The following is a 10,174-nucleotide window of genomic DNA, read 5'->3' as shown; positions in this document are numbered from 1 at the left end:
ACTGGTCCTTTTTTCTTAAAAATGGCGCGCCCGGAAGGATTCGAACCTCCGACCACCTGGTTCGTAGCCAGGTACTCTATCCAACTGAGCTACGGGCGCTGAACAACTGAAGCGCGCATTTTATGGACGAGGCTGGGGGGTGTCAAGCATTTTTTAAAAACTCCCGAACAGGGTTCCCAGAGTGATCAGTACCACCAGCGAGATGAATGGGGCCAGCATGGCCACCATGGCGATGTCGAAATAGGCCTGGCGGTGGGTGAGGCCGCAGATGGCCAGTAGGGTGATGACCGCGCCGTTGTGGGGCAGGGTGTCCAGACCCCCGGTGGCTACCGCCGTCACCCGGTGCAGCAGTTCCGGATCGATGCCCCGGGCCTGGGCCATTTCCATGTAGGTCTCGCCCAGGGTGGACAGGGCGATGCTCATGCCCCCCGAGGCGGAGCCGGTCATGCCCGCCAGGATGTTCACCGCGATGGCCAGGGAAATGAGCGGGTTGTCGCCCCCCAGCCCCACCACCGTATCGCGGATCAGCAGGAAGGCCGCCAGGGAGGCGATGACGGCACCAAAGCCCACCAGGCTGGCGGTGTTGAAGATGGGCAGCAGGGAGGCGTTGGCACCGCTATCCACCGATTGCTTGAGGGTGGGCAGGCGCTTCCAGTTGGTGGCGATCACCACCAGCAGGGACAGCACCAGGGCGGCGATGACGGACCAGATCCCCCGCACCTGTTCGATGCTGGTCTCACCGTACAGGGGCAGGGCCAGGAAGTCCGTGTCCATGCGCGGGATGATCAGGAAGGTGAACAGCAGGTTGATGGCGATCACCAGCACCAGGGGCAACAGGGCCACGAACACGGAGGGCGGTGCCGCCGGGCGCTGTTCCACCGGCAGTTCCATGAGGTCGAAGCCCTCGCCCGAGGCCTTCTCCCGCAACTCCTTGTTGGGAGTGAAGTCCGCATCCGGATGGTCGCCGTAGCCTTCATGGGCCAGCTTGCGGGACCGGTAGGTGAGCCAGAGCATGCCCAGGGTGAACATTACCAGGGCGGTGATGATGCCCAGGCCCGGCGCGGCAAAGGGGGAGGTGCCGAAGTAGGGCATGGGGATGGCGTTCTGGATCGCTGGGGTGCCGGGCAGGGCGGTCATGGTGAAGGTGAAAGCGCCCAGGGCGATGGTGGCCGGGATCAGGCGCTTGGGAATGTTCGACTGGCGGAACAGGGCGGCGGCGATGGGGTAGACCGCAAACGCCACCACGAACAGGGAAACCCCGCCGTAGGTCATCAGGGCGCAGGAGAGCACCACCGCCAGGATGGCCCGGCTGCTGCCCAGCCAGCTGATGATGGCCTTGGCCAGCACGTCCGCGCTACCCGAATCCTCCATCAGCTTGCCGAAGATGGCCCCCAGCAGGAATACCGGGAAGTAGAGGGTGATGAAATCCCCCGCCGCTCCCATGAAGACCTGGGTGTAGCTGCCCAGCACCGGGCCGTCCAGGGTGGCCACCACGGCGAAGGTGGCCAGGGCCGGGGCCAGGATCAGCAGGCTGATGCCCCGGTAGGCCAGGTACATGAGCAGGCCCAGGGCGATGAGAATGACCAGGATACCCATCATGGCTTGTCCTCCTTGTGCGGATGGTCGCGGTTGTCGTCGCTGTCCTCATGCTCCAGATCGGGTGGGGCGAAGGTGTCGGTGAACAGGCTTTTCAGGTCGAAGCTGGAACGCTGGCCCAGGTCATCGAAATGGCGTTCCAGGAAGCCGTCGGCCCAGGCCCGACCCCGGTCACGGAGGTGGATGAGGTAATCCCACTCGGCGTTGAGCTTGCTGGAGGCGTCCAGATCCTTGAGTTCCTCGTGGGCGTGGATCAGGTGCACGAAGATGTCCCGGTAGCGTTCCGATTCCAGCTGTTCCGCCTCGATCAGCTGGTGGAGCAGTTCGATGGCGCGCAGTTCCTTGATTAGGCTGGCGTTGAAGGTGATCTCGTTGAGCCGGTTGATGATGTCACGGCCGGTGCGGGGGAGTTCTTCCCTTACCATCGGGTTGATCTGCACGATGATCAGGTCGCGGGTGGCGGTGTCCTCCACCAGGGGGTAGAGGGCCGGGTTGCCGATGTAGCCGCCGTCCCAGTAGGCCTCGCCGTTGATCTCCACCGCCTGGAACATGAAGGGCAGGCAGGCGGAGGCCATCACCGTGTCCACGGTCAGTTCGGGTTGGGTGAAGATGCGGCCTCGTCCGGTGCGCACGTTGGTGGCGGTGACGAAGACCTTGAGTTCACTGCAGTGGTTGACCCGTTCGAAATCGATCTGCTCGGCCACCAGGTCCCTCAGGGGGTTGATGTTGAGGGGGTTGAGTTCGTAGGGGGAGAACTGCCGGGTGAGTTGTTCGAAGAAGAGGTAGCCCGGTGAATGGTCCATGCTGAAACGACCGCTGAGCCGATCCCAGATCGTGCGCTGGATGGGGGAGAAGCGGGCGGCGTCGCTGACGGCCTTCCAGAAGGCGGTGAGGGCGTCGCGGGCGCCTTCCCGGCCGCCCCGGTCCAGCCCGTCGGCCATGACCACGGCGTTCATGGCGCCGGCGCTGGTGCCGCTGACGCTGCTGATGTGGATACGGGGGTCCGCCAGCAGGCGGTCCAGGACGCCCCAGGTGAGGGCGCCGTGGGCGCCGCCCCCCTGCAGGGCCAGATCCACGGTCTTGCGGGGTGTGCTGTTGCTCATTGGTCACTGATTCCGGTGTGCGCTTGTTTCTATTGCAACGCAGCAGACGGGGGGATGTCCAGTCCCTCAGGATAGGATGGGCGGATCAATCGTCATCATCATCATCATCGGACAGGTCCACGGTGATGGGGCGATAGATCTCCACCCGGTCTCCTTCCTGCACCGGGTTGTCCAGCTTGCAGAACTTGCCGTAGATACCCACCTTCTGATGGTCCAGATCAATGCCCGGAAACCGCTTGAGGATGCCGGATTGCTCGATGGCCTGCTGCACGGTGGCCCCTTCCGGGAGTTCCACCTGCAGCCAGGCCTGGTTGCCGGGTTCACTGTAGGCTACGCCGACTTTCATGGATGTGTTCCTCCCAAGCCTGTCATGTCATGAGGATATGGCCGGGGCCGCCGCCGGCGCCGTCCGCGCCGCCAGTCGGGCATCTAGCACCCGTTTGCCCGCCAGGATGAAACCCAGGGCCAGGAAGGCGCCGGGGGGCAGGATCATGAGCAAAAAGCCCCGGTAATCGGGGATCAGGGTCAGTTCCATCCAGGCAAAGCTTTCTCCCAGCAGCAGGTGGGCATCGGCGAACAGGGTGCCGCTGCCGGGGATCTCGCGCACGGCCCCCAGGACCACCAGGATCACGGTGAACCCCACTCCCATGGCCAGGCCGTCCACCATGGCCCGGTGCACCGGCTGGCGGGAAGCGAAGGACTCGGCCCGGCCCAGGATGGCGCAATTGGTGACGATGAGGGGGATGAACAGCCCCAGTGCCTTGTGCATTTCATACAGGTAGGCGTTCATCACCAGGTCCACCAGTGTCACCAGGCTGGCGATCAGCAGGATGAAGACCGGAATCCGCACCTCGGGGGTGATGATGCCCCGGAACATGGAGACCAGAAGCCCCGAGGCCACCATGACGAAGGTGGTGGCCAGGCCCATGCCCAGTCCGTTGGTGGCGGTGCCCGTGACCGCCAGCAACGGGCACAGGGCCAGCATCTGGGCCATGACCACATTGTTGTCCCAGATGCCGTCCCGGAACAGACGGCGATAGTCCTCCAGCAGTGCCTTGGCGCTTTGGGTCATGGGTGTATCTCCGGCAGATTCCGGGCAGATGGGGATGTCCGGGGGTCCTCGGGGGAGGCAGAATCCTGTGTGGCTGTCGGCATCCGCTCATCCGGTCCATCCGGGGCCCGTTGCAACAGTTCCGACTGATGGGCATGGAACAGGATCAGCCCGTCCCGCACCGCGTTCACCACCGCCCGGGGGGTGATGGTGGCCCCGGTGAATTGGTCGAAGGGGCCGCCGTCCTTTTTTACCGCCCAACGGGGGGCAGGCAGGGCGGCGAAGCTCAGGCCGTCGAAGGCCAGGATCCACGGATCACGATTCACCTCGATCTTGTCGCCCAGTCCCGGGGTTTCCTTGTGCTGCAGCACCCGCACGCCCAGCACTTCACCCATGGCATCCACCCCCATGAGGATATGGATGGGACCGGCATAGCCCCGGCCCTGAACCCGGAACGCCACGCCGGACACACGGCCTTCCTGCCGGGCCCGGTAGACCTCCAGGGAGCGTCCGTCGTCGGTGCGCAGGATATGAATGTCCTCCTGGGGGCGGTTGTCGTGCATCTGCGCGGGCAGGACCTGTTCCAGGGTGCGGCGGAAATCCTCGGCGCGGCGCTCGGCGATGGTGTCCCGGGTCTGCAGGTCGGCAATCACCAGCACGGCGCTGGCCAGCAGGGCGATGCCCCCCAGCAGTGTGGCCTGGTAGCCGACCCGCTTGCGATAGGTGGGTTGTGCCAGGGTGGTCATGGGCGCTTCTCCTGAGCCGGTGCTTCCGTGTTTTTCATCGGCAGGGGCTTACCGCGCCGGGTGCGGCCATAGGCACGGGGGCGCAGGTAGTGATCGATCAGGGGCGTGAGGGCGTTCATGAGGATCACGGCGAAGGCGGCGCCTTCCGGATACCCGCCCCAGGTGCGGATGACATAGATGAGCAGGCCGCAGCCGGCGCCGAACAGCAATCGCCCGGCCACGGTGCTGGGAGAGGTGACCGGATCGGTGATAATGAAAAAGGCCACCAGCATGGCCGCACCGGAGAACAGGTGCAGACCGGGTCCGGCATAACGCTCCGGGTCGATGAGCATGAATACGGTGGACAGGATCACCAGGGTGCCCAGCATGGCCACCGGGATGTCCCAGGTGATGATGCGTTTGGCCATGAGCAGTAGCCCCCCCGCCAGGAGCAGCAGGGCGGAGCCTTCACCCAGACTGCTGGGTACGAAGCCCAGGGCCTGCTGGAGCGGGGCATAGACCCCGGGCAGGGTCTCGGACAGTCCCAGATCCCGGCTGAAGCCGGTCTGGGTCTCGCCCAGCACGGTGGCGCCGGTGACGGCGTCGGGAATCGCCGCCAGGCCGAAGGTGATGGCCAGCCCTTCCAGGAAGCCGGGGGCACCCTCTGAAAACAGGGGGGAAGGCGTGATCCAGGTGGTCATCTCCAGGGGGAAGGAGACCAGCAGGGCCACCCGGGCCAGCATGGCCGGGTTGAACAAATTCTGGCCCAGGCCGCCGAAGACGTGCTTGCCGACGATGATGGCAAAGGCCGCCCCCAGCACGCCGATCCACCAGGGCGCCCACGGCGGCAGGGTCAGGGCCAACAGCAGGCCGGTGACGATGGCCGAGCCATCCATCAGGAACGGCGATACCGGCCGCCGGGCAATGCGCAGGCACAGGGCCTCGAACAGCACGGCGGCCAGAATGGTGATGAGCAGCAGGTTCAGGGCGGGCCAGCCGAACAGGTAGACACCGAAGGCGGTGGCCGGGAGCAGGGCAAGGGTGACCCAGCCCATGTTCCAGGCCACGCTGCCTGGGGCATGGGTGTGGGGTCCGCTGACGGGGGTGGTCTGGGTCATGGGTTAGGCCTTTGCCTCATCGGCGGCGGGGGTCTTGGGGGTCTCCTTGGCGGCGGCTGCCTTGGCGGCGCGGGCGGCCTTGGCTTCCTCGGTCTTGCGCTTGGCGGCCTCGCGCGCCGCCTTGCGCCGTTCCGCTGCCTCGGCCTTGGCCCGGGCTTCCGCCTCCTGGCGTTCCCGGCGTTGCTGGGCCAGCCGCTTGATCTCCTCCTGGCGACGCTGCTGTTCCCGCCGCGCCCCCAGCACGCCCTTGGCATGATGGAAGAACTGCACCAGGGGGATATGGGACGGGCAGACATAGGAGCAGGAACCGCAGGCCACACAATCCATCAGGCCGTAATCGACGGCGCCGTCCATATCCTCCTTGCGAATCCTTGCCGCCATCTCCAGGGGCATGAGTCCGCAGGGGCAGGCCGCCACGCAGCGTCCGCAGCGGATGCAGGGCATGGTCTCCCCGATGTTGATCTCTTCCGCGGTGAGGGCAATGATCCCGTTGCTGCCCTTGATGACGGGCACCTGGGCATGGGGCATCACCTGGCCCATCATGGGGCCACCCATCAGCAGACGGGCCGGTGGTTGCCGGGTGCCGCCGCAATGGGCCAGCAGGTCTTCCACCCGGGTGCCCAGCAGGACCTCCAGGTTGGCGGGTCGCCGGACCGCGCCGCCGCCCACGGTGACGATGCGGGAGATCAGCGGGCGGCGCATGCGCACCGCCCGATGGACGGCGTAGGCCGTCCCCACGTTGTGGACGATCACGCCGATGTCCGCCCCCAGCTTGCCGGCCGGGATCTCGCGGCCGGTGACCGCCTTGATCATGTGTTTTTCCGAACCCATGGGATAACGGGTGGGGACCGCCATGGCCTCGATGGTGTCCATCTCATACAGCCGCGCCTGCAGGGCGGCCAGGGCTTCGGGTTTGTTGTCCTCCACCACCACCAGGGCGCGTCACGCCCCCAGGGCATGGCGCATGATGCGGATGCCGTCGATGACTTCATCGGTGCGTTCCCGCATCAGGCGGTCGTCACAGGTGAGATAGGGCTCGCACTCGGAGCCGTTGATGATGAGGGTGTCGATGTGATGCCGGGAGCCCAGGTTCAGCTTGATGGCGGCAGGGAAAGTGGCCCCGCCCATGCCCACCACCCCGGCCTCGGCCACCCGGCGGGCAATGACTTCCGGTTCCAGGTTCAGGGCGTGTTCCGGGTCCGGATCTTCCTGCCAGCGATCCTCGCCGTCCGGTTCGATGACGATGGTTTCCACCGGCAGGCCGCTGGGGTGGGGCGCGGGATGGGGTTCCACTGCCAGGATCCGTCCGGAGGTGGGGGCATGTACGGCCGCCGACACGGCGCCGTCGCCGCGGGCGATCATCCGGCCCTTGAGGACGATATCTCCGGCGCTGACCACCGGGCGTGCGGCGGCACCGATATGCTGCTGTACCGGCAGGTAGAGCCGGGCCGGCATGGGCAGGGGTTCGATGGGCAGTCCGCTGGTGGCCTGCTTGCGATCATCGGGATGGACGCCACCCTGGAAGGCGGGCCGCTTGCGCATGAAAGAGAACATGGGGAGCACCTTCAGGCCGATTTGGGTTTGGGCCAGTGCCAGCGGCGCAGGCTCGGGGCTTCCGGCACCAGGGTCAGGCCCTGGGTGGGGCAGACCTCCACGCATTTGCCGCAACCGTTGCAGGCTTCGGTGAAGACCGTATGGATCTGCCGGTTGGCGCCCATGATGGCGTCGGTGGCGCAGACCTTGTAGCAACGGGTGCAGCCGTTGCAGTGGTCGGGATCGATCACCGCGAAGGCGGGGACTTCCTCGCCCATGGCGGACAGGTCCACGGTGATGTCCAGTTTATCGGCCAGTTGCTGGGCCAGGAGCTTGCCGCCCGGCGGACAGAGGGTGACGGGTGCCTCTCGGGACGCCAGGGCCTGAGCGGCACTGGGGCAGCCGGGCAGGCCGCACTGGCCGCAGTTGGTGCCGGGCAGTAGGGCCTCGATCTCGTCCACCAGGGGGTCCTTATCCACCCGCAGGTATTTGGCGGCCATGCCCAGACCGTAGCCCAGCAGCAGGCCCATGGTGGTGAGGATGAAAATCGCGGAAAGCAGGGATGGTTCCATCGGAAATTCCTCCTGTCGCGGTCAGGCGAAGTTGAGTCCGGCGAATCCCATGAAGGCCAGGGACAACAGACCGGCGACGATGAAGCCAATGGGGGCACCGGCAAAGGCGGCCGGTACGTTGCTGATGGCCAGACGTTCCCGCAGGGCGGCAAAAATCACCATCACCAGAGTGAAGCCCAGGGCCGCGCCCAGGCCGAAGGTCACGCTCTGCAAAAAGCCGTGGCCCTCCTGCACGTTGAGCAGGGCCACGCCCAGCACCGCGCAGTTGGTGGTGATCAGGGGCAGGAAGATCCCCAGCACCTGATAGAGGGCGGCGCTGGTCTTGCGGATGACCATCTCGGTGAACTGCACCACGGCGGCGATCACCAGGATGAAGGACAGAATGCGCAGAAAGCCCAGATCCAGCGGCGCCAGCACGAAATACTCCAGCAGCCAGCCGGCCACGGACGCCAGAGTGAGCACGAAGGTGGTGGCCAGGCCCATGCTCAGGGCCGTGTCCAGCTTGTTGGAGACACCCATGAAGGGGCACAGCCCCAGAAATTGCACCAGCACCACGTTGTTGACCAGGGCGGTGCCCACCAGCAGCAGCATGAACTCGGTCACGGTCGGTTCCTTCGGTTCGGTTGACGAAGGAATTGCATCTTGTGTGCCAGCCGCCTCATGCACGATGAAGGCGCATGAATCCAGGGGTCTTGTGGGGAATTGCACCGTGCTGGTGCGTATTGCTCTGTGCGGATCGTGACAGCGTGGGCCGGGTGATGTGGGTTCTGTCGGGAAGGCGACAATGCATGGCTGTCTCACTCGGGGAAAGACCGGACCTTTTGTATTGGCCTGGATGTTGCAGTGTGTTTATCAGGAACCCAGCCCAACTCACCCGGGAGACACACCTCCATGAGCCGACCCGATCAACCCGCCGTCGCGGGCCTGGCCGATACCATCCTGACCCCGGAGGGGGTGTTGCCGGCACGCCTGTTCTTTGAAGCGGTGGAGCAGTCCTCGGTGGCCATTTCCATCACCGATACCCGGGCCAACATCCTCTATGCCAATCCGGCTTTTGAGCGGGTGACCGGTTACGGTGTGGCAGAGGTGGTGGGGCGCAACGAATCCATCCTGTCGGATCGCCATACCCCAGGTCTGGTCTACGAGACCCTCTGGGGACGGTTGCGCCAGCTCAAACCCTGGTCCGGGGTGCTGGTCAACCGCCGCAAGGACGGCAGCCGCTACCTGGCGGAATTGAGCATTGCCCCGGTGCTGGATGGTCAGGGTCAGCTCAGCCATTACCTGGGTATGCACCGGGATGTGACCGAGATGCACCGGCTGGAGCAGCAGGTGCGCAACCAGAAGGCCCTGATCGAGTCGGTGGTGGATGCGGAGCCGGTGGCCATCGCCTTGCTGGACGAGGTTGGCCAGGTGGTGCTGGGCAACCAGGAATACAAGAAACTGGCCGGTGACATGGGCGGGCGGGAGCCGGTCCGGGAATTTCTCACCGCCCTGGCCGAGAGTATGGGCGATGCCTTCGAGACCGCCCGTAGCACGGGGCAGGGCTTCGTGGATCGGGAAGTGCAGTTTGATCCGGGTGGCGGCCGGGCCCCCCGCTGGTTTTCCTGCTCCGGCACCTGGTTCAAGGAGCGTGATACCAGTGCGGATTCGTTTTTCGAGGCGCGCAAGGCCAGTTACTTGGTGCTGGTGGCCAAGGAGGTCACCGAGATCCGGCGGCAGCAGGAAGAAATGCGCATGAATGCCTTGCGCGCCCTGACTGCGGAGGGCGAACTGGTGGAGAGCATGCGCGAAACCCTGGCCGGTGCCATTTACCAGATGCAGGGGCCGGTGAACATGATCGCCGCCGCCACCCAGCTGCTGGAGCGTCGGCGTCAGGGGGAGGGCGGCGCCGATCCCTTGCTGAACGTGTTGCAGGAGGCCCTGGCCGCCGGTCGCCGGGCCCTGCAGACCCTGGAGGACTCCATGCCCGAGGAGCGGGATGAGCCCGTGATTCCAGTCAACATCAATGCCCTCCTGCGGGAGGTGCTGGGGCTTTCCACCCGGCGCCTGCTGGCCTCCGGGGTGGTGGTGGACTGGCAACCGGCGCCGGTATTGCCCAATGTGCTGGGCCGGGAGGGGCGGCTGCGGGGCATGTTCAAGCAACTGGTGGACAACGCCCTGGATGCCCTGGACGGCGCCACCGACGGCCGCCGGGAGATCCGTATCCTCACCGAGTCCCGGGGGGATGCGGTGCATGTGAGCATCCAGGATTCCGGCCCGGGCATTCCCGAGCATCTGCGACTGCGGGTATTCGAGCCCTTCGTCAGCACCAAGGGCCGTTCCGGGCGTGCCGGGATGGGTCTGCCCATGGTTCAGGAAGTGGTGAACCAGCATGCCGGCCTGATCGAGATCGATCCGGGTTGTCATGAGGGTTGCCGTATCCGACTGCAGTTCCCCACCGCCGCACGACGACAAGACCCGAACTGACTCAGGGAAG

9 protein-coding genes, 1 tRNA gene and 1 pseudogene are annotated in these 10,174 nt (G+C 65.5%); 1 reads left to right on the top strand and 10 read right to left on the bottom strand.

Annotated features, from left to right (window positions below; all coding sequences use genetic code 11):
- Window positions 1–22: 22 nt before the first annotated feature.
- From ECTPHS_RS11165 to rsxA, 10 genes and pseudogenes are all read right to left on the bottom strand, one after another.
- A tRNA-Arg gene (locus ECTPHS_RS11165) sits at window positions 23–99 on the bottom strand.
- Window positions 100–153: 54 nt separating this feature from the next.
- Complete coding sequence (locus ECTPHS_RS11160) at window positions 154–1,599, bottom strand: GntP family permease (protein WP_008932855.1); 1,446 nt, start codon at window positions 1,597–1,599, stop codon at window positions 154–156.
- Entirely contained in the window at window positions 1,596–2,699 is a 1,104-nt protein-coding gene (locus tag ECTPHS_RS11155) for a patatin-like phospholipase family protein (protein ID WP_008932854.1), read from the bottom strand. The genes ECTPHS_RS11160 and ECTPHS_RS11155 overlap by 4 nt, the downstream gene beginning before the upstream one ends.
- Window positions 2,700–2,784: 85 nt before the next feature.
- The gene (locus tag ECTPHS_RS11150) at window positions 2,785–3,045 is read right to left on the bottom strand and encodes an RnfH family protein (protein ID WP_008932853.1); all 261 of its coding nucleotides are present in this window, start codon (window positions 3,043–3,045) and stop codon (window positions 2,785–2,787) included.
- A 27-nt stretch (window positions 3,046–3,072) separates the two neighbouring features.
- Window positions 3,073–3,771: an electron transport complex subunit E gene (locus ECTPHS_RS11145; RefSeq protein ID WP_008932852.1), complete on the bottom strand. Its 699-nt coding sequence runs from the start codon at window positions 3,769–3,771 to the stop codon at window positions 3,073–3,075.
- Complete coding sequence (gene rsxG, locus ECTPHS_RS11140; RefSeq protein WP_008932851.1) at window positions 3,768–4,496, bottom strand: electron transport complex subunit RsxG; 729 nt, start codon at window positions 4,494–4,496, stop codon at window positions 3,768–3,770. The genes ECTPHS_RS11145 and rsxG overlap by 4 nt, the downstream gene beginning before the upstream one ends.
- On the bottom strand, window positions 4,493–5,593 hold the full coding sequence (locus ECTPHS_RS11135; RefSeq protein WP_008932850.1) for an RnfABCDGE type electron transport complex subunit D: 1,101 nt from the start codon (window positions 5,591–5,593) through the stop codon (window positions 4,493–4,495). Before ECTPHS_RS11135 ends, rsxG begins: the two co-directional genes overlap by 4 nt.
- A gap of 3 nt (window positions 5,594–5,596) precedes the next feature.
- Window positions 5,597–7,135 (bottom strand): annotated as a pseudogene (gene rsxC, locus ECTPHS_RS11130) (electron transport complex subunit RsxC).
- A gap of 23 nt (window positions 7,136–7,158) precedes the next feature.
- A complete protein-coding gene (locus tag ECTPHS_RS11125; RefSeq protein ID WP_008932849.1) occupies window positions 7,159–7,698 on the bottom strand; it encodes an RnfABCDGE type electron transport complex subunit B in 540 nt (179 codons plus the stop codon).
- Between the two features lie 21 nt (window positions 7,699–7,719).
- Window positions 7,720–8,301 carry an electron transport complex subunit RsxA gene (gene rsxA, locus ECTPHS_RS11120; RefSeq protein WP_008932848.1) on the bottom strand — a complete coding sequence of 194 codons (582 nt, stop codon included), beginning with the start codon at window positions 8,299–8,301 and terminating at the stop codon, window positions 7,720–7,722.
- 288 nt (window positions 8,302–8,589) lie between these two features.
- Here rsxA and nifL point away from each other — a divergent pair, with 288 nt between their 5' ends.
- Window positions 8,590–10,164 carry a nitrogen fixation negative regulator NifL gene (gene nifL, locus ECTPHS_RS11115; RefSeq protein WP_008932847.1) on the top strand — a complete coding sequence of 525 codons (1,575 nt, stop codon included), beginning with the start codon at window positions 8,590–8,592 and terminating at the stop codon, window positions 10,162–10,164.
- The last annotated feature ends 10 nt before the right edge of the window (window positions 10,165–10,174 follow it).

Origin of the sequence: Ectothiorhodospira sp. PHS-1, assembly GCF_000225005.1 — a bacterium.
Classification (GTDB): Bacteria; Pseudomonadota; Gammaproteobacteria; order Ectothiorhodospirales; family Ectothiorhodospiraceae; genus Ectothiorhodospira.
This window is presented reverse-complemented; position numbering and strand designations above follow the sequence as displayed.